Genomic DNA, 19,475 nt, shown 5'->3' with positions numbered 1-19,475 from the left:
GCCATGGCCAGCATTGGAAAAATCGCCCGCCGCAGCTTCCTGATCGGCTCGGCCGCGCTGGTCGGCGGGGTGGCCTTTGGCGCCTATTACGTCTCTCGCCCCGCGCCCAACCCGCTGAGCGCGCCCAAGGGCGGTGCCACGCTCAACCCCTTCGTGATGATCGCCCCAAGCGGCATCACCCTGATCGCGCCCAAGGCCGAGATGGGACAAGGCGTGCACACCACATGGGCCGCGCTGATCGCGGAAGAGCTGGACGTGGATCTGGATCAGGTCCGGGTGCTGCACGGACCGCCGGCGCAGGCCTATTACAATTCGGTCATATTGGCCGAGGCCCTGCCCGGAAAGGGCTATGATCGGTCCGATTTCGCCCATGCCCTGGCCGAGCAGATCGGCAAGATCGGCAAGGTGATGGATATGCAGGTCACCGGCGGCTCCACCTCGATGCCGGACGGGTTCGAGCGGATGCGCGCCACCGGCGCCTCGGCCCGCGAAACCCTGAAACAGGTCGCGGCGACCCGTCTGGGGGTCGAGCGCGCCAGCCTCAAGACCGAACGCGGCGCGGTGATCGCGCCGGACGGCAGCCGCATCCCCTATGCCGATCTGGCGGTGGACGCCGCCAAGCTTACCCCGATCGAGGCCGATCTGCGACCCCCGGCGCAATGGCGGTTGCTGGGCAAGACCCAGCCGCGCATCGACATGCTGGGCAAGGTGACCGGCACCGCGAAATACGGCATCGACACCCGGCTGGAGGGAATGAAATTCGCCGCCCTGCGAATGAACCCGCATCTGGGCGGACGCATGACCAAGTTTGACGACAGCGCCGCGCGGGCGATGCCGGGGGTCGATCGGGTGGTCAATCTGGGCAATGGCCTCGCGGTGATCGCCTCCAACACCTGGCTGGCGATGCAGGCGGTCGACGCGATCGACATCGACTGGGCCCCCAGCCCCAACCCCGCCGATACCAAGGCGGTGTTTGAACGCATCACCGCCGCGTTTGATGGCGCGGCAAACTCCACCCTGCGCGATGACGGCGACGTCTCGGTCCTGCCGCTTGGCGCACAGGAGGTGACGGCGGAATACCGGGTGCCCTATCTGGCCCACGCCACCATGGAACCAATGAGCGCCACCGCGCTTTTCACCGGCATCAAGCTGGAGGTCTGGAGCGGCAATCAGGTTCCCCTGCTGGTGCGCAAGGCCTGCGCCGAGGCCGTGGGGTTGGAGCCCGAGGCGGTCGAATTGCACACGACCTATATGGGGGGCGGCTTTGGCCGGCGCGCCGAGCTTGATTTCTCGGTCTATGCCGCGCGCGTCGCATTCGAGATCGCCGACACCCCGGTCCAGCTGACCTGGAGCCGCGAAGAGGACATGCGCCACGACTTTTACCGCCCCGGCGCGGTGGCGCGGTTCCGTGGCGGGATCAAGGAGGGCAAGCTGGTGCTTCTGGACGGGCAGATCGCGGCGCAATCAGCCACCCAGCAGGCGATGGGCCGTTGGCTGGGCCTGCCCGCCGCCGGGCCGGACAGGGGCACCGTGGACGGGGCGTTCAACCAACCCTATGCGATCCCCAATTTCCGCATCCGGGGCTATTTGGCCGATCTGGACATCCCGGTGGGGTTCTGGCGCTCGGTGGGGTCCTCGATGAACGGGTTTCTGTTCGATTGCTTCATCGACGAAATGGCCCATGTGGCCAAACGCGACCCGCTGGCCTTCCGGCTGGAACTGGCACAAGGCGTCCACGCCCCGTCAGCGGCGGTACTGGAAGCGGTGCGCGACATGTCCGGTTGGAGCGAGGAAACCCCCGAGGGGATCGGGCGCGGCGTCGGCTTCTGCTACAGCTTCGGAGTGCCAACCGCGACGGTGATCGAGGTCACCGACCGCGATGGGCAGATCGAAATCACCCGCGCCTGGATCGCGGCGGATGTGGGCACCGCGCTGGACCCCGGCAATCTGGAGGCACAGCTGAGCGGCGCCATGATCTATGGTCTGTCGGCGGCCTGTTTCGGTGAGATTACCTTTGCCGAGGGCGCGGTCGAACAGGAAAACTTCCCCGATTACGAGGCGCTGCGCATCCATACCACGCCGGTGACCAAGGTTCGCATTCTGGAAAACCAGACCCAGATCACCGGCGCGGGCGAGCCGGGCACCCCGCCTGCCATGGCGGCGCTGGCCAATGCGCTGTTCGATCTGACCGGCACACGGGCGCGGCAATTGCCGCTGATGCATGGGTTCGACCTGATGACCTGAGTGGCGTCGTCAGCCCCCTCGCCCGGGCGTCAGGTCCGGGCAAGGCAAGGCAAGGTATAAGGTAAGGTGGCCTCAGGCGCTGCGCTGCAGCGGGGCACGTTGCGTGGCAGCCCAAGCGCGCACAGCATCGCCAAAGGCGGTAAACAACGGCCGCGATACCGGGTCATTGGCGGCATCGTATTCGGGGTGCCATTGCACCGCGAGGGTAAAGCCCGGCGCATCCCGGACGAAAAGCGCTTCGGGCGTACCATCTGGGGCCCAGCCCTCGACCGCGACCCGCGCGCCGGGGCGTTTGATCCCCTGCCCGTGCAGCGTATTGGTCATCACTTCCTTGGCGCCGAAGAGCTTTTGGAACAGGCTCCCCTCGTCGAAACGGACCCGGTGGCGCAGGGCGAATTTCTCTTCTAGCGTGCCATCGGGCGGCATCCGGTGGTTCATCCGCCCCGGCAGATCGCGGATCTCGGGGTAAAGCGAGCCGCCCATCGCCACGTTCACTTCCTGAAAGCCACGGCAAATGCCCAGAAAGGGTTGGCCACGCTCGACACAGGCGCGCACCAAAGGCAACGTGATCGCGTCGCGCGCCCGGTCAAATGCGCCATGGGCCTCGGTCGCCTCTTCGCCATATTCCTCGGGATGGACATTGGGCCGCCCGCCGGTGAGCAGAAAGCCGTCACAGACCTCCATCAACTCCTCGACCGGAGACAGGCGCGGATCGGCCGGAATCAACAGTGGCACACAATCGGCAACGCAGGACACCGCCACGGAATTCATGGTGCCTCCGGCATGGGCCGGATAGCTGTCGTTGATCAGGAAGGAATTGCTGATGATGCCGACGACGGGGCGGGCCATGAAGCGCTCACTCTTGGGTGTATTCCCGGACTTGATACAGGGCGGCGCAGGACGCTGCAACACCTCAGCCCTGCATCACGGCGCAACCGGGTGTGCCGGGACACACAGCCGCCTGAAGATCAGGCAAACCGCCGCCCCCTCAGCTTTTTGCCGCCTCAGCTTTCTCCCGTCAGCTTTCTCCCGTCAGCCCAGCCGCCACGATTCCCGCCAGCGCCGCCGCGGCGTCATTGTCGGAACTGTCGCCGGTGACCCCCACCGCGCCGATCACCGCGCCGGAGCTGTCGCGCACCAGCACGCCGCCGGGCACCGGGATCACCTGTCCGCCAAAGGCCCCGTTGACGGCGGCCATGAAATAGGGCTGCGCCTCGGCGCGGGCCATCTGGGCGCTGCCAGCCATGCCCAGCATCACCGCGCCATAGGCCTTGCCGTGGGCGATGGCAAAGCGGCCCGGCGCGGCGCCATCTTCGCGCTCGAACGCCAACAAGTTGCCGCCCGCATCCAGCACGGCCACCGACAACGGATTAAGTCCCAATTCGCGCCCTTTGGCGCGCGCCGCGCGCATGATCTCGCGCGCATGATCCAATGTCAAAGTCATCAAAGTGCCTCCCTCTTGGTCTTTTTCTGGTCCGAAATACTCTCGGGGGTGAATTTGCGCGCCAGCGCAAAGAGGGGGCAGACAGCCCCCTCCCCGCCCGGGTCAGCCCGCGTGCTGGGCTTTGAGTTCCTGACGGCGGCGGTGCAGCACCGGCTCGGTATAGCCCGAGGGCTGCATCCGGCCCTTGAACACCAGATCGCAGGCGGCCTGAAACGCGATACCGTCAAACCCCGGCGCCATCGGGCGATAGGCCGGATCGCCGGCGTTCTGCCGATCCACCACCTGCGCCATCTTGTGGAGGGCGCTCATCGCCTGATCCTCGCTCACCACGCCGTGATGCAGCCAGTTGGCCAGCGCCTGAGAACTGATGCGGCAGGTGGCGCGATCTTCCATCAGGGCGACATCATGGATATCGGGCACCTTGGAACAGCCCACCCCCTGATCAATCCAGCGCACCACATAGCCGAGGATGCCCTGCGCGTTGTTCTCGATCTCTTGCGCGATCTCCTCGTCGCTCAGGTTGCGGCCCACCATCACCGGGATGGTCAACAGATCGCCCAGCGTGCCGCGCGGACCGCCCGCCGCAATCTCGTCCTGCCGGGCAAAGACATCGACCAGATGGTAATGCGTCGCGTGCAGCGTTGCCGCCGTCGGGCTCGGCACCCAGGCACAGTTGGCCCCGGCCTGCGGATGGCCGATCTTGGCTGTCAGCATATCGGCCATGAGGTCGGGCATCGCCCACATCCCCTTGCCGATCTGCGCCTTGCCCTGCAAGCCGCAGGCCAGACCGATATCGACGTTGCGATCCTCGTAAGCGGTGATCCAGGGGGTCGATTTCATCTCGCCCTTGGGCAGCATCGGGCCGGCTTCCATGCTGGTATGGATCTCGTCGCCGGTGCGATCAAGAAAGCCGGTGTTGATGAAGGCCACCCGCGATTTCGCGGCGCGGATGCATTCCTTGAGATTGGCCGAGGTGCGGCGCTCCTCGTCCATGATGCCCAGTTTCACGGTATTGCGCGGCAGCCCGAGGATATCCTCGACCATATCGAAAATCTCGACCGCGAAACCGACCTCGGCGGGGCCGTGCATCTTGGGTTTGACTACATAGACCGAGCCATGCAGCGAATTGCCGCCCGCCGATTGCAGATCGTGCATGGCGATCATGGTGGTGCAAAGCGCATCCAGAAGCCCCTCGGGGATCTCGGCCCCCTGCCCGTCAATGATCGCCGGATTGGTCATCAGGTGGCCAACGTTGCGCACCAGCATCAGCGAGCGGCCCTTGAGCGTGATCGGCGCGCCATCGCGCCCGACGAAGTCCAGATCCGGGGCCAGAACCCGGTCAAAGGTTTTGCCGCCCTTGTGCACGCTTTCCTTCAGATCACCCCGCATCAGGCCAAGCCAGTTGGAATAGGCCAGAACCTTGTCCTCGGCATCGACGGCGGCGACGCTGTCCTCGCAATCCATGATGGTCGACATCGCCGATTCCAGAACCACGTCGCTGATCCCGGCGGGATCGTCGCGCCCCACCGGCGTGTCGGGGCCCAGAACCACGCGGATATGCAGCCCGTTGCAGCTGAAAAGAAATTGCGTCCCCTCGGCGTTGCGCCCGCCATATTGCGCCGGATCAGTTGGCCGCAACGGCCCATTCGGGCTGGCCAGAACCACCCCGCCCGCGTCCTGATCAAGCCCGGTCACATCGGCCCAGGATCCGCCCGCAAGCGGCACGGCCTTGTCCAGATGCGCCTTGGCCCAGGCAATCACGCGCGCGCCCCGGGCGCTATCATAGCCACCGCCCGACGGCAGATCGCCCAGCGCATCAGTGCCGTAGAGCGCATCATAAAGCGAGCCCCAGCGCGCATTGGCGGCGTTCAGGGCGAAGCGTGCATTGGTGATCGGCACCACCAGTTGCGGACCGGGCACAAGGTTGATCTCGGGATCGACGCCGCTGGTGTCGATGGTAAAATCCGCCCCCTCGGGCAGCAGATAGCCGATCTCGCGCAGAAAGGCCTCATAGGCGGCGGCGTCATGGGGCTGGCCGCGATGCGCCAGGTGCCAGGCGTCGATCTGGCCCTGCATCTTTTTGCGCGTGTCGAGAAAGGCGCGGTTTTTTGGCCCCAGTTCAGCCATCATGCGGGCCATCCCGGCCCAGAAGACATCACCAGCCACACCCGTGCCGGGCAGCGCCCGATCTTCGATGAACTCCGCCAGCTCTGCGGCCACTTGAAGCCCGTGCCGTTCCACTCTCTGCGTCATCGCCAAATGTCTCCTGCTGAATTGGGTGTTGTTCACCCTCTAGAACGAAAGTTTCCTATCGGCAACTCGATGGTAAGATCTTTTTACCAATTTTTCCGATAGCTGTTTCAAACACACACTGAAAGAGCATACCCCGCCTTCCGCCTGTGCCTTGCGGGGGGCGGGCGCATTGCCTAACGTCGGCGCCAATTCAACCAGTGAGGCCCCCATGCGCGACGCCGCTCCGACAACCGTATATCTCAAAGATTACACCCCGTTCGGCTATCTGGTCGAGGCGGTTCATCTGACCTTTGATCTGGCCCCCAACGCCACGCGCGTGACCAGCCGTATCCGCTTCGCCCCCAACCCGGAGGCGACGGATCGCCGGTTTTTTCTGGAGGGCGAGGCGCTCAAGCTGATCCGCGCCAGCATCGACGGCCAGCAGGTGACCCCCGACATCACCCCCGAGGGGCTGAGCGTCGCCGCCCCAGATGCGCCGTTTGACTGGGAGGCCGTGGTCGAGATCGACCCGGAAAACAACACCGCGCTGGAAGGTCTGTACATGTCGAACGGCATGTATTGCACCCAATGCGAGGCGCAGGGTTTTCGCAAGATCACCTATTACCCGGACCGCCCCGATGTGATGAGCATCTTTACCGTGCGGATCAACGGCGATCTGCCAGTGATGCTGTCGAACGGCAATCCGGTGGACCAGGGCGAGGGCTGGGCCGAATGGCATGATCCATGGCCCAAGCCGTCCTATCTGTTCGCCTTGGTGGCGGGCGATCTGGTGGCGCACACCGACAGCTTTACCACCGTGTCGGGCAGGTCCGTGGATCTGAACCTTTGGGTGCGCCCGGGCGACGAGCATAAATGCGCATTCGGCATGCAGGCGCTGAAAAAGTCCATGAAATGGGACGAAGACGTCTATGGCCGCGAATACGATCTGGATGTGTTCAACATCGTCGCCGTCGATGATTTCAACATGGGCGCGATGGAGAACAAGGGGCTGAACATCTTCAACTCCTCCTGTGTTCTGGCCAGCCCCGACACCTCGACCGACGCCAATTTCGAACGCATCGAGGCGATCATCGCGCATGAGTATTTCCACAACTGGACCGGCAACCGCATCACGTGTCGCGACTGGTTCCAGCTGTGCCTGAAAGAAGGGCTGACGGTATTCCGCGACAGCCAGTTCACCTCGGATATGCGCAGCGCCCCGGTGAAGCGGATCAGCGATGTGATCGACCTGCGCGCGCGCCAGTTCCCCGAGGACAACGGCCCGCTGTCGCATCCGGTGCGCCCGGAAAGTTTTCAGGAAATCAACAACTTCTACACCGCCACCGTCTATGAAAAGGGCGCCGAGGTGATCGGCATGCTGAAACGGCTGGTCGGCGACGCCGCCTATGCCGAGGCGCTGGACCTGTATTTCGCGCGCCATGACGGGCAGGCCTGCACCATCGAGGATTGGCTCAAGGTGTTCGAGGATGTCACCGGTCGCGATCTGGGCCAGTTCAAGCGCTGGTATTCGCAGCCCGGCACGCCCCGGCTGAAGGTCAGCGATGAGTTTGCCGACGGCACCTATACGCTGCACTTTGAACAGATGACGCCCGCGACCCCGGAGCAGCCGGACAAGCTGGCGCAGGTGATCCCGGTGGCGGTGGGTCTGATCGGCCCCAACGGGGACGAGGTGCTGCAAACCCAAGTGCTGGAGATGACCGAGGCCAAACAGAGTTTCAGCTTTGAAGGGCTGACGGCCAAACCGGTGCCCTCGATCCTGCGCGGGTTCTCTGCCCCCGTCATACTGGAGCGTGACACCCCCAAGGCCGAGCGCGCCTTTCTGCTGGCGCATGACACCGACCCCTTCAACCGGTGGGAGGCAGGCCGGGCGCTGGCCCGTGAGACGTTGCTGAACATGGCGACGGAGGACGGCGCGACGCCCGATGCCGATTACCTTGACGGTCTGGTCCGGCTGATGCGGGATGACGGCCTTGATCCGGCCTATCGCGCGCTGATGCTGGGTCTGCCCGGACAGGCCGAACTGGCCGGGGCGCTGGCCGAACAGGGTATCACCCCCGACCCGATGGCGATCTGGCAGGCGGTGGAGCGGCTAAAGGACGCGCAGGCCGACGCCTTGGGCGCTTTGCTGGACGCATTGTTCGAGGCCTCACAGGTCAGCGAGCCCTACGCCCCCGATGCCGCGCAATCGAGCAAGCGGGCGCTGGCGGGCGCAGTGTTGCGGCTGATCACCCGGCGCGATGGCGGCGCACGGGCCGCCGCGCAATATGCCGCCGCCGACACCATGACGCTGCAACTGTCGGCGCTGGCCTGCCTGCTTCAGGCCGGCACCGGGGGTGCGCAGCTTGCCGCCTTTTACGAGCAGTGGCAGGCTGACCGGCTGGTGATCGACAAGTGGTTCATGTTGCAGGTGAGCGAAGCCGCGCCCGAGGCGGCGGCGGCGATTGCCAAGAAGCTGACCAAACACGCCGATTTCAACTGGAAGAATCCCAACCGGTTCCGCGCCGTCTTTGGGGCGCTGGCCGGGAACCATGCGGGCTTTCACGCCGCATCCGGGGCCTCCTATGCGCTGCTGGCGGACTGGCTGATCCAGCTTGACCCACTGAACCCGCAGACCACGGCGCGGATGTGCGCCGCGTTCCAGACCTGGAAACGCTATGGCGCGGATCGCCAAGCCCTGATCGCGACCCAGCTTGAGCGCATCGCCGCCACGCCCGATCTGTCGCGCGATACCGCCGAGATGATCAGCCGCATCCGGGGGGCATGATGATGACCCGCCCGGTCCTGCTGATCACCGGGGCCAGCGCCGGGATCGGCGCGGCCACCGCGCGCCTTGCCGCCGCGCGCGGCTATGATCTAGCGCTCGGGTATCTCAGCGACCGCGATGGCGCCGAGGCGGTGGCCATCGCCTGTCGGGCGCAGGGGGCGCGGGTGCTGCTGCTGCGCGCCGATGTGTCCGACCCCGACGAGATCGACGAGATGTTCGATCGCATCGACACCGGGTTCGGTCAGCTCGATGCGCTGGTCAACAATGCCGGCGTGGTGGATGTGGCCAGCACCGTAACCAGGATGGACCATGCCCGGTTGCGCCGGATGTTCGACATCAACGTGATCGGCGCGTTTCTGGTGGCGAAACAGGCGGTGCTGCGGATGCAGCGACAGGGCGACGGCGGCGTGATCGTCAACCTGTCCTCGGCCGCCGCGCGGTTGGGCTCGGCCAATCTGTTTGTCGATTACGCCGCCTCCAAATCCGCGATCGACACCTTTACCAAGGGGTTGTCCGATGAGGTCGCGGGCGACGGCATCCGGGTGAACGCGGTGCGCCCCGGCATCATCGAGACCGAGATCCACGCCAAGGCGGGCCAGCCTGACCGGGCCGGGCAGTTGGGGCCGCTGGTGCCGATGGGCCGCAGCGGCAGCGCCGAGGAAGTGGCCGAAGCGATCCTGTTCCTGTTGTCGGATCGCGCTTCTTACATCACGGGCACCACGCTGGACGTGACAGGCGGGCGCTAGACGCATGGAGGCCAGCGCCTATTGCTTTTCCCGGCGCGGGCGCTCGCCGCGTCTGCTGGGGCTGCTGATCTGCATCTACGGGGCGCTGCTGGCCGCGATCCTGCTGTATGACGCCGCCCTGTGGCTGATGGCGCTGTTGGCGCTGCCCACCCTGCCCGCGCTGTATGATCTGTATACCGACCCCGAGGCCGGGCTGCGGCTGGATGGCACTAGCCTGCGCTGGCACAGCGGGCGGCGCCATGGCGCGGTGACGCTGGACGAGATCGAGCATATGCGACTGGACACGCGATGGGATTTCTCGGTGCGGGTCACGGCGGTGCTGTGCAACGGAAAAAAGCTCCGGCTTCCCGCCGAATCCCTGCCCCCGCACCGGCTGCTGGAATCCGAGATGCTGGCCCGAGGGCTGCGGGTAGAGCGGCATCACTTTACCCCGTTCTAGGCGCGTTCGTTCCCGATTTGTGAACAATCCCCACGGCTTATAAGGGCACAGGCCCGGACCGCTGCGGATCCGGGGACAATGCCACGCAAATTCCCCATTCCGCATCGCCAATCACCCCCAAGGTGCCATGTTTGCGCCCCAATGCGTGGCCAGATTTGGGGCAAGTTTCGCTGTCATCGCCATTCTGGATATTCAATGCTCAAGACCACCCGCCGCGCGCTGCGCGCCCTGACGCCTTCGCTTGGCCGCACCATGACCCGTTTTGGCCTTGGCAGCCCCGGCGCGCCGCACCCAACGACGCACCAGACCGATCAGACGGGCCAAGAGCAGGCCGATCACGATCAGATCAGTCTGGAATCCGTCCTCGACATTCCGGTCCGCGACATGAGCGGCGACAGTACCGCCGCGCGCGCAATTCAGGACCGCGGACAGTTTCTGGCCCGGCAGGACCGCTGGGATGAATTGGCCTGTGACATCCGCGCCGCCGATCGCGCGCGCACCGTCGCACCCGGTGGTGTACTGCGGGCTGAACTGCTGGCCTATGGCGCCCGGTGCGACGTGGTCAGCGCGGTGGACCATGTGTTGACCGAAGGGGCCGAGGCGCAGGACCCGGCGCTGCTGTCGGGTGTTATGGCGCTGGAGGCCGTCCGGCAAGAGCATCGCCATGACCCCTATGTCAATCTGGTGGTGGCACAGGCCCATACCGATATCGGCTGGGCCTGGCAGGGTGCCGGCAAGGCGGCGACGCTGCCCGCGTTGCACCGGCAACGCTGCGCCGCGCATTTTGACCGCGCCGCGCATCTGTTGGAGCCGTTCGACGCGATCACGCTCGACAGCCCCGCCATCGCTGCGGCGCAATGCGCCCTGCTGGTGCGCCGGGCCGAGCCCGCTTCGCGTCTGGCGGATCGCTATGGCGATCTGATCGACCTCGACCCGACCAACTACCGGGCGATGCGCGCCCTGGGGGCCTATCTGCTGCCACGTGCTGGCGGCGCACTTGGGACACTGGAACTGGAAGCGCGGCGCACCGCCGCACGCACCCAGTCGATCTGGGGGGCTGGGGGCTATGCCTGGGTATCGTTCGATGCCATCGCGCAGGACAGCGCCGCCTGCAATCAGGTAGATGTCGGTTTTTTCATCGACGGGCTACACGATATCGTCGCCGCCCGCCCGGGACAGGAAATGATCAACCTGTTGGCCGCCTATTGCGCCGTCACCCTGCGCCGCGACAAGGACGCGGGCGCACCTGACAGCCCGCGCGCACGTATTGCCGCCTGTGCCAGCTGGCTGATCCGCGACCACCTGACCGAGTTGCACCCGCTGATCTGGGCCCATGCAGCGCAGGGGTTTGACAACAACGCCCGCGTCACCTCACCGCAGCGGTTCGCCGCGCGCGGACGGGCCGACGCGCTGCGCGCCATCGCCGACCAGTTCCGCGATGATCTGGATCGCGGACTGCGCATCATTTTCACCCCCGACGGGCCGATTACCGTAAACGCCTGATGCCCTTGCCCAGCCGCGCGCTCTGGCCTAGAACGCAGGCCGTACAATCGCGGAGACGAGGCACCCCATGCTGGACCTGACATTCGAGCCCCCCAAGCCCAAGGTGATCGCCGGGGCCAAGCACGACTGGGAATTGGTGATCGGTATGGAGGTGCACGCGCAAGTCAGCTCCAAAGCCAAGCTGTTCTCGGGCGCGTCGACAAAATTCGGGGCCGAGCCCAATTCCAACGTTTCATTCGTTGATGCGGCGATGCCGGGCATGTTGCCGGTGATCAACGCCTTCTGCGTCGAACAGGCGGTGCGCACAGGTCTGGGGCTGAAGGCGGATATCAACCTGTTCAGCGCCTTTGACCGCAAGAACTATTTCTATCCCGACCTGCCGCAAGGCTATCAGATCAGCCAGCTTTATCACCCCATCGTGGGCGAGGGCGAGGTTCTGGTCGAACTGGGCGAAGGCGTCGCGCGCAATGTGCGAATCGAACGCATCCATCTGGAGCAGGACGCCGGCAAGTCGATCCATGACATGGATCCCAACATGTCGTTTGTCGATCTCAACCGCACCGGTGTGGCGCTGATGGAAATCGTCTCCCGCCCCGACATCCGTGGCCCCGAAGAAGCGGCCGCCTATATTGCCAAGCTGCGCCAGATCCTGCGCTATCTGGGCACCTGCGACGGCAACATGCAGAACGGAAACATGCGCGCCGACGTGAACGTGTCGATCTGCCGTCCCGGCCAATACGAAAAATACTGGGAAACGCAGGATTTCAGCCATCTGGGCACCCGCTGCGAGATCAAGAACATGAACTCCATGCGGTTCATCCAGCAGGCCATTGATGTCGAGGCGCGGCGCCAGATCGCCATCGTCGAGGCCGGTGGCACGGTCGATCAGGAAACCCGCCTGTATGATCCCGACAAGGGCGAGACGCGCTCGATGCGCTCCAAGGAAGAGGCGCATGATTATCGCTACTTCCCCGACCCCGACCTGTTGCCGCTGGAAATAGACCAATCCTGGGTGGACGAGATCGCGTCCTCGCTGCCGGAACTGCCCGATGCCCGCAAGCTGCGTTATATCGGCGATTTCGGCATGACCGACTATGACGCCAGCGTGTTGACCGCCGAGGTCGAAACCGCCGCTTATTTCGAAGCGGTGGCGCAGGGGCGTGACGGCAAGCTCTCCGCCAACTGGGTCATCAACGAGCTGTTCGGCCGGTTGAAGAAAGACGATCACGACATCGCCTCCAGCCCGGTCAACCCGGAGCAGCTGGGCGGGATCATCGACCTGATCTCCAAGGGCGACATTTCGGGCAAGATCGCCAAGGATCTGTTCGAGATCGTCTATACCGAGGGCGGCGACCCGGCACAGATCGTCGAGGCGCGCGGCATGAAACAGGTCACCGATACCGGTGCCATCGAGGCCGCGGTCGATCAGGTGATTGCCGACAACCCGGCGCAGGTGGAAAAGGCCAAGGCCAACCCGAAACTGGCCGGGTGGTTTGTGGGTCAGGTGATGAAACTCACCGGCGGCAAGGCCAACCCCAAGGCGGTCAACGAGATCGTGCAGGCCAAACTGGCGCTGTAACCTCCCGCAAGGAGAGTGAAACGACCCCAAGCCCCGGCCTTTGCGCCGGGGCTTTTTCTATGCGTGTGCGAGGACCCACAAAGGCAAGAGAACGACCGTCTTCGAGGATTTACCCCCCTCGCCCGGGCAAAGGTCGTCACGCCCGCCAGAACTTCACGGTCAGGATCGCATAGACCACCATCAGCTCCAGCCGACCGCACAACATACCGATCGAGAGCATCCATTTGGCGGTGTCGTTCAACCCGGCAAAGTTCCCCGCCGGCCCGATCTGGTCACCCAGCCCGGGGCCGATATTGGCCAGCGCCGTCGCCGCGCCAGAGATCGAGGTGATCATGTCCAGCCCGGTCATGCCCAACCCCACAGACAGAACGCCGAGGGATACCACGAAGAACATGAAGAAGGAGATCACCGAACTCAGCACATCCGGGCCCACCGGGCGGCCCTGAAAGCGCGGGGTGAACACCCCATGCGGATTGCGGATGCGCCGGATCTGTACCGAGATCGACGAGAACAGCAACTGATAGCGGAAAATCTTGACCGAACAGGCGGTCGAACCGGCACAGCCACCGATCAACCCGATGAAAAAGAACATCATGATCAGGAAGTTGCCCCAGCGCATATAGTCCACGCTGGCAAAGCCGGTTCCGGATATGATCGAGGTGATGTTGAACAGCGACTCGCGCATCGCCTGTTCCCAGTGATGCGGAAAAATCGAGGTCAGAACCAGCGTGGTCCCCGCCACCAGAACCACGATGACAGTCAAGAACACGCGCACCTGACTGTCGCGAAACAACGGTGTGGCGTGACCATTGATCAGCTGGACATAGCGCACAAACGGTAGCGCCGCGAGGATCATAAAGACCGACGCCGCATATTCCGGCGGCCCTGAAAAGGTCCCGAACGAGGCGTCGTAATTCGAGAATCCTCCGGTCGAACAGGTGGTCAGCGCATGCACCAGCGCATCAAAGAACGACATGCCCAGCGCCATATAAGTGAACATGCACGCCAGGGTCAGCCCGATATAGATCGTCGCGATCTGACCCGCGATGGCGGTGGCGCGCGGCAGGATCTTGCCCATGGTTTCAAACGCTTCAGAGCGAAAGATCTGCATGCCCCCAACCCGCAGCTCGGGCAGGAAAACCATCGCCACGACAATGATGCCGATGCCGCCCAGCCATTGCAGGATGCCACGCCACAACAGGATACCGCGCGGCAAATCATCCAGCCCGGTCACGACGGTCGAACCGGTGGTGGTCACGCCCGACATCGCCTCGAAAAACGCATCGACAAAGCGCAGTTCGGTCGCGCCCAGCACAAAGGGGATCGCGCCGAACAACGGCAACGCCACCCAGACGCCCGTGGTCAACAGAAAGGTCTGCTGGATGGTCAGCCCTTCGCGCACGCCGTTGGCGCAGCTCAGCGCGATCAGCCCACCGGCCAGCACCGAAAACAGCCCGCTTTGCAGGAACACATGCCATTCGCCCCGCCCCTCGATCAGGTCGGCGACAAGCGGCAGGAACATGGTTGCCCCAAGAATGGCGACAAGCAGGCCAATGACGTATCCGACGGGGCGCAGGTCAAACATGAGCGGCAGCGTTGGCGTGGCGGACGCCGACTGTCAAGCGCAACGCGCAGGTGCGGCCCGGCCCTGCGGCCTCACTCCTGCGTGTCGGGCATTTTGGGCGGCGTCGATGCAATTCAAACACAGGCGCGCCGGCGACGTTTGAGCGGTGTTTCGATGGCACCGGCTGACGACGGGCCCGCCTCGGGTCGCTTCAGCCGGCGTGAACCAGCGAGGCAAAGAGCTTTGGGTCAAGGCTGTCGGCGGCAAAGGTGTCCCCTTCCACCAGCAGGCTGACGGCATCATGGCTGTGCAGGCTTTCCTGATGGCTGGCGATCACGCGAAAATCACCGATCCGCGGATCGGCCTGCAACTCGGCGCAAAACAGCCGCACCGCATCCTCGACAAAGATCGGATTGGCGGCGTTCAACTCGGCAAAGGCTTGCTCATCCTCGCGCTTGACCATGACCTGCGTCTCGGTCGGCACGGCGCGACGGCAGGCCTCGATCAGATCCTCGAACCACAGGCATTGCGCTGCCGGGTCCAGAACCACCGAGATCCGCGCGACCGAGCGCTGTGAATGCGGTGTGGCAAGCTGCCCGCGCTGGGACCGCGCATGTTCGCTGAGTTCCAGAGAACAGGGGCAGGTCGAGGAATAGACATAGTCGAGATGCAGGATCTTCTGACGCTGGCCATTGGTTTCCACCAGTTCCAGCGCGATGTCGTAATACTGATACCCCGACAGGCCCGAGCGCAGGCTGTCCACCCGGATCGGAAAGGAAAAGCGCATCTGGATGCGGGCGTCGAAGCTGTCGAGATCGGCCTTGTAATCATCCAGCGCCGCCTCGATCACCTCAAAGCTGAAGGTGCGGTCGGCATGGGCATAGAACGAGCGCATGATGCGGCTCATGTTGATGCCCTTCTTGTCGGCCTCAAGACTGACCGTACCGGTGACGCTGGTCTCTAGCGTCAGATCGCCGTTGTCGCGGCTGTGAAACCGGATCGGAAGGCGAAAGTTCGAGATCCCAACATGTTGAATCTGTTGCTTGGCGCCACGGATCAGGCTGGCCGGGCCGTTCTGCAGGTCGGGCAGCGTCGCGCGATACCCCTCGTCCGCGACGAAACCTTCGGGATAGACGCGCAACAGATCGGGATAGGCATTGGGCGCACGCCGGGCAAGCAGGCGCGCGATCGCAGGATCAAGCTGTGACACCTCATCGGGGCTGACCGATTCAGCCCAAGCCCGCAGCACATCAAGCGCGGCTGCGGCCTCGGTCTCATCCGGTGTGCGGTCCAAGGCGGGAAGCTGTATGTTCATCTGCGATCCCTTTCGTCTACCCCTGTTAACCTAGGTCTCGGGGGAGCTGATTTCCATTGCTAAACCCTATACGCGGCAAATCTAACGCCGGATCACATGTTTGTTGCGACCCGGCGCGACCTGTTGCGATCAGCCTGCGGCGTCAAGCGCGCCGGTGATGTCGGCCAGCAGATCCTCGACATTCTCGATCCCCATCGAGACCCGCACCAGACCCGGGCTGATGCCCAGACGCGTGCGGGTTTCCTCGCTCAGGCGCTGGTGAGTCGTGGTGGCAGGATGGGTGACGATGGTCTTGGCATCGCCCAGATTGTTGGAGATCTGCGCGATTTTCAACGCGTTGAGGAAGCGGAACGCGGCCGGCTGCCCACCCTTGAGCTCCAGCGACAGCACGGTGCCCCCGGCCCCCATCTGGGCGCGGGCCAGATCATATTGCGGATGCGCGGCAAGGCCGGGATAGAGCACCCGCGACAGCGCCGGGTGATGCTGCACCGCTTCGGCCACCTGCTGCGCATTGCCGGCCTGCGCGCGAACCCGCAGATCCAGCGTTTCCAGCCCTTTGAGCATCACCCAGGCGGTGAACGGGCTCATCGCGCCGCCGGTATGTTTCATATAGGGCTCGACCGACTTGCGGATCAGATCCCGACTGCCCAGGATCACGCCGCCCAGCGTGCGCCCCTGCCCGTCGATATGCTTGGTGGCGGAATAGACGACCAGATCGGCCCCCTGCGCCACCGCATCGGAAAACACCGGCGAGGCGAAGACATTGTCGACCACCACCAGCGCCCCGACCGCATGGGCCAGCTTGGCGACCTCGGTGATGTCGATCACCTCCAGCGTCGGGTTGGAGACGGATTCGAAGAACACCGCGCGGGTGTCGGGGCGCAGCGCCGCCCGCCACTGGTCCAGATCGGTGCCGTCGACAAAGCTGACCTCGACGCCAAAGCGCCCCAGCACCTCTTCAAGGATATACAGGCAGGAGCCAAATAGCGCCTGGGCCGCGACCACATGATCGCCCGCCTTCAGGATGGAACTGAGCGCGCCCGAGACCGCCGCCATGCCCGAGGCGGTGGCAAAGGCATCTTCGGCGCCCTCGATCCGGGCGATGCGATCCTCGAACATGCGCACGGTGGGGTTGCCGTAGCGGGCATAGATATATTCATCCTCGCCCGCTGAAACGAACCGCGCTTCGGCGGCCTCGGCGCTGTCATAGACAAACCCCTGCGTCAGGAAGATCGCCTCGCTCATTTCACCATATTGGCTGCGGCGGGTGCCCGCGTGAACGGCGGTGGTGCGTGGTTTCCAGGTCTCGCTCATAATCTCATCCTCTCACCCTTCCAAAAGGGCACAAAAAAACCCCGAACGCGGCCAAGCGAAAGGGGTCTTTCATCCTGACCTTTTAGCGGTGTGTTTAACGTGGCCCGCAATCCGGTAACAAATCGCCACGGTCTTTGTGTAGGGCCGGAATACGCCGAGCGCCTGCATCCGTCAAGGAAACAGGCACGCCGTTACGAAGCTGTGAACATGCGGGGGCAGAGAAGCCGGCAGAGACGCGGTCGCAGAGACATCGCGCCCCTGCGCCCGGATTTGACTGCGGGCGCCTCCGGCAGGAGTGTTTTGGCAAAGAAGAAGCCGGGCGCGCCGCGTCAGCCGGTCCCGAGGTCGACCGCGACCAGCCCCAGTTTGCGCGCGGCGGCCAGCGACAGGATCCCGGAATCAAGCCCCTGAGGCTTTTGATAGCGGCGCACGGCGGCGCGGGTCGCGGCATCCATTTGTCCGCTCACCCGCCCCCGATACAGCCCACGCACGGCCAGCGCGCGTTGCAGGCTGGCAAGGAAATCCGGCGTGAGGGCGCGCTCGCAGGGGGTTTCAAACCAGGTCTCGTTGCGTTCGCGAACGATTTTCTGCACGGTTTCAGTCTTGTAGATCGCGGGCCGGGTCACGGTTCCATCGACATGGACCTCGGCCGGTTGCAGCATCACATGTTCGGTCACCGTCTCGATCACCGCCGGGCTCACATGTTTACCCCAGCAAGTTCCCGGCGGTGCCCCCGGCGGGGCCGGCTGCATCAGGCGGGTGACCTCGGGCTCGCCCAGCGCGGCCAGATCGACCGAAGGCCCGGCACAGGCGACAAGCCCGGCCAGCGCCAGTGCACTCAGGGTGGTGCGGAGGATGATCATACTCGGGCCTCGACAGGCGGTTTTTATCATGTTGTGGGCATGTTAGCCCAGATCGCACCGCGCGCAAAGTTCCCAGACCCGCAGTGAGCGGAGAAACCCGCTATCGACGCGTCAGGGCCGATGCCGTCAGGGTCATACGGATCGCGCAGAGGTGCCATCGCCTTGTTCCCGCACTTTACGCGGTTTCAGAGGCACGCCTTGGAAACGCGCACCGGATCAGGGCCAGATCCGCGAACGAAGGCAAAACATCGATGACGTTTCGCTGATCCACGCGGGCATCGGGCAAATCGGACTGGAATCGCCGCCCCGGCTTGTCTAAGGAGTCCGGGACCATCGAAGAGGACCCTGCGCCGATGCCTAAGATCACCTATCTCGAGTTTAACGGAACCGAACATGTGGTGGACGTGCCCACCGGGCTGACCGTGATGGAAGGGGCCCGCGACAACAACATTCCGGGCATCGAGGCCGATTGCGGCGGCGCCTGCGCCTGTTCCACCTGTCATGTCTATGTCGACCCCGCGTGGTTTGGAAAACTGCCGCCCAAGGAAGACATGGAAGAGGACATGCTGGATTTCGCCTATGCGCCCGATCCCGCCCGCTCGCGTCTGACCTGCCAGATCAAGGTGACCGAGGATCTGGACGGGCTGATCGTGCAGATGCCCGAAAAACAGATCTGATGCGCCGGGCCGCGCTTTGTGCTGCGGCCCTTTGCGCCCTGCTCGCGGCCGAGCCGGCCGTGGCCGAGCCTGACTCTGACTGCGCCGCTAAAGTGACCGGGGCCACCTATGGCACCCCGACCGACCGCTATCGCCACGGGGCCTTGGGCGATCCTTGGGAATGGGCCTCGCTCGAGGTCTCGTTCAGCCGCCCGCGGCACTGTGGTCCGGGTCATGTGCGGGCCAGCGTGGTCCTGCCGGTTGATCTGGTGTTCGAGGATGTCGCGCCGAAGCTGGCCGATCTCGACGGCGATGGCGAACCCGAAATCCTCACCGTGGAATCCCATCGCAGGCTGGGCGCAAGGCTGGCGATCTACAAACATGTGGCGGGGCAGATCCGGCGCGTCGCCGCCACCGCGCATATCGGGCGCACCAACCGCTGGCTGGCCCAGATCGGCGCCGCCGATCTGGATGGCGACGGGCGGATGGAAATCGCCTATATCGACCGCCCGCATCTGGCCAAGATCCTGCGCGTCTGGCGCTATGAGGGCGGTACGCTGTCCCTCGTGGCCGAGGCGCCGGGGTTGAGCAATCACCGCTTCGCCGACCCCATGATCACCGGGGGCCTGCGCGACTGCGGCACCGGGCCCGAGATCATCACCGCCGATGCAGAGTGGCGCAACGTCATGGCCAGCCGGTTGATCAAAGGGCGGATCGAAAGCCGCGCTCTCGGGCACAGGCCCAGCCCGGCCGGTTTCGCCGCCGCCCTTGCCTGCCGTTAGCTGCCCGCC

15 protein-coding genes and 1 riboswitch are annotated in these 19,475 nt (G+C 64.5%); of the genes, 8 read left to right on the top strand and 7 right to left on the bottom strand.

Annotation, left to right across the window (positions count from 1 at the left end):
• Window positions 1-3 precede the first annotated feature (3 nt).
• Window positions 4-2,244 (top strand): xanthine dehydrogenase family protein molybdopterin-binding subunit, encoded by a 2,241-nt coding sequence (locus E1B25_RS04265; RefSeq protein ID WP_132827431.1) that lies wholly within the window; start codon window positions 4-6, stop codon window positions 2,242-2,244.
• Window positions 2,245-2,316: 72 nt separating this feature from the next.
• On the opposite strand, the gene E1B25_RS04260 is transcribed toward E1B25_RS04265, so the two are convergent.
• From E1B25_RS04260 to E1B25_RS04250, 3 genes are all read right to left on the bottom strand, one after another.
• Entirely contained in the window at window positions 2,317-3,093 is a 777-nt protein-coding gene (locus E1B25_RS04260; RefSeq protein ID WP_132827430.1) for a gamma-glutamyl-gamma-aminobutyrate hydrolase family protein, read from the bottom strand.
• A gap of 169 nt (window positions 3,094-3,262) precedes the next feature.
• Window positions 3,263-3,688, bottom strand: a complete 426-nt coding sequence (locus tag E1B25_RS04255) for a GlcG/HbpS family heme-binding protein (RefSeq protein ID WP_132827429.1) — start codon at window positions 3,686-3,688, stop codon at window positions 3,263-3,265.
• Between the two features lie 102 nt (window positions 3,689-3,790).
• Window positions 3,791-5,941, bottom strand: a complete 2,151-nt coding sequence (locus tag E1B25_RS04250; protein WP_132827428.1) for a malate synthase G — start codon at window positions 5,939-5,941, stop codon at window positions 3,791-3,793.
• 208 nt (window positions 5,942-6,149) lie between these two features.
• On the opposite strand from E1B25_RS04250, the gene pepN reads away from it, so the two are divergent.
• The 5 genes from pepN to gatB all read left to right on the top strand — a co-directional run bounded on the left by pepN (window position 6,150) and on the right by gatB (window position 12,972).
• Window positions 6,150-8,705: an aminopeptidase N gene (gene pepN / locus E1B25_RS04245; protein ID WP_132827427.1), complete on the top strand. Its 2,556-nt coding sequence runs from the start codon at window positions 6,150-6,152 to the stop codon at window positions 8,703-8,705.
• A 2-nt stretch (window positions 8,706-8,707) separates the two neighbouring features.
• A complete protein-coding gene (locus tag E1B25_RS04240; protein WP_132827426.1) occupies window positions 8,708-9,451 on the top strand; it encodes an SDR family oxidoreductase in 744 nt (247 codons plus the stop codon).
• 4 nt (window positions 9,452-9,455) lie between these two features.
• Complete coding sequence (locus tag E1B25_RS04235) at window positions 9,456-9,890, top strand: hypothetical protein (protein ID WP_132827425.1); 435 nt, start codon at window positions 9,456-9,458, stop codon at window positions 9,888-9,890.
• Window positions 9,891-10,085: 195 nt separating this feature from the next.
• Window positions 10,086-11,393 carry a hypothetical protein gene (locus E1B25_RS04230; RefSeq protein WP_132827424.1) on the top strand — a complete coding sequence of 436 codons (1,308 nt, stop codon included), beginning with the start codon at window positions 10,086-10,088 and terminating at the stop codon, window positions 11,391-11,393.
• A 67-nt stretch (window positions 11,394-11,460) separates the two neighbouring features.
• Entirely contained in the window at window positions 11,461-12,972 is a 1,512-nt protein-coding gene (gene gatB / locus E1B25_RS04225) for an Asp-tRNA(Asn)/Glu-tRNA(Gln) amidotransferase subunit GatB (RefSeq protein ID WP_132827423.1), read from the top strand.
• 136 nt (window positions 12,973-13,108) lie between these two features.
• Here the strand turns inward: gatB and E1B25_RS04220 are convergent, their stop codons facing one another.
• The 4 genes from E1B25_RS04220 to E1B25_RS04205 form a co-directional block, all read right to left on the bottom strand.
• Entirely contained in the window at window positions 13,109-14,557 is a 1,449-nt protein-coding gene (locus E1B25_RS04220) for a TrkH family potassium uptake protein (RefSeq protein WP_132827422.1), read from the bottom strand.
• 190 nt (window positions 14,558-14,747) lie between these two features.
• The gene (gene folE2 / locus E1B25_RS04215) at window positions 14,748-15,851 is read right to left on the bottom strand and encodes a GTP cyclohydrolase FolE2 (protein ID WP_132827421.1); all 1,104 of its coding nucleotides are present in this window, start codon (window positions 15,849-15,851) and stop codon (window positions 14,748-14,750) included.
• A gap of 129 nt (window positions 15,852-15,980) precedes the next feature.
• Complete coding sequence (metZ, locus tag E1B25_RS04210) at window positions 15,981-17,165, bottom strand: O-succinylhomoserine sulfhydrylase (protein ID WP_132827420.1); 1,185 nt, start codon at window positions 17,163-17,165, stop codon at window positions 15,981-15,983.
• Between the two features lie 62 nt (window positions 17,166-17,227).
• Window positions 17,228-17,304: riboswitch (SAM riboswitch) on the bottom strand.
• 190 nt (window positions 17,305-17,494) lie between these two features.
• Window positions 17,495-18,028, bottom strand: a complete 534-nt coding sequence (locus E1B25_RS04205; protein WP_132827419.1) for a peptidoglycan-binding domain-containing protein — start codon at window positions 18,026-18,028, stop codon at window positions 17,495-17,497.
• Between the two features lie 353 nt (window positions 18,029-18,381).
• Between E1B25_RS04205 and E1B25_RS04200 the strand changes: the two genes are divergently transcribed.
• On the top strand, window positions 18,382-18,705 hold the full coding sequence (locus tag E1B25_RS04200; protein ID WP_132827418.1) for a 2Fe-2S iron-sulfur cluster-binding protein: 324 nt from the start codon (window positions 18,382-18,384) through the stop codon (window positions 18,703-18,705).
• Window positions 18,705-19,466, top strand: a complete 762-nt coding sequence (locus tag E1B25_RS04195; RefSeq protein ID WP_132827417.1) for an FG-GAP repeat domain-containing protein — start codon at window positions 18,705-18,707, stop codon at window positions 19,464-19,466. The genes E1B25_RS04200 and E1B25_RS04195 overlap by 1 nt, the downstream gene beginning before the upstream one ends.
• Window positions 19,467-19,475: the final 9 nt, after the last annotated feature.

Source organism: Antarcticimicrobium sediminis, from assembly GCF_004348975.1.
In the GTDB taxonomy this organism is placed as follows: Bacteria; Pseudomonadota; Alphaproteobacteria; order Rhodobacterales; family Rhodobacteraceae; genus Antarcticimicrobium; species Antarcticimicrobium sediminis.
This window is presented reverse-complemented; position numbering and strand designations above follow the sequence as displayed.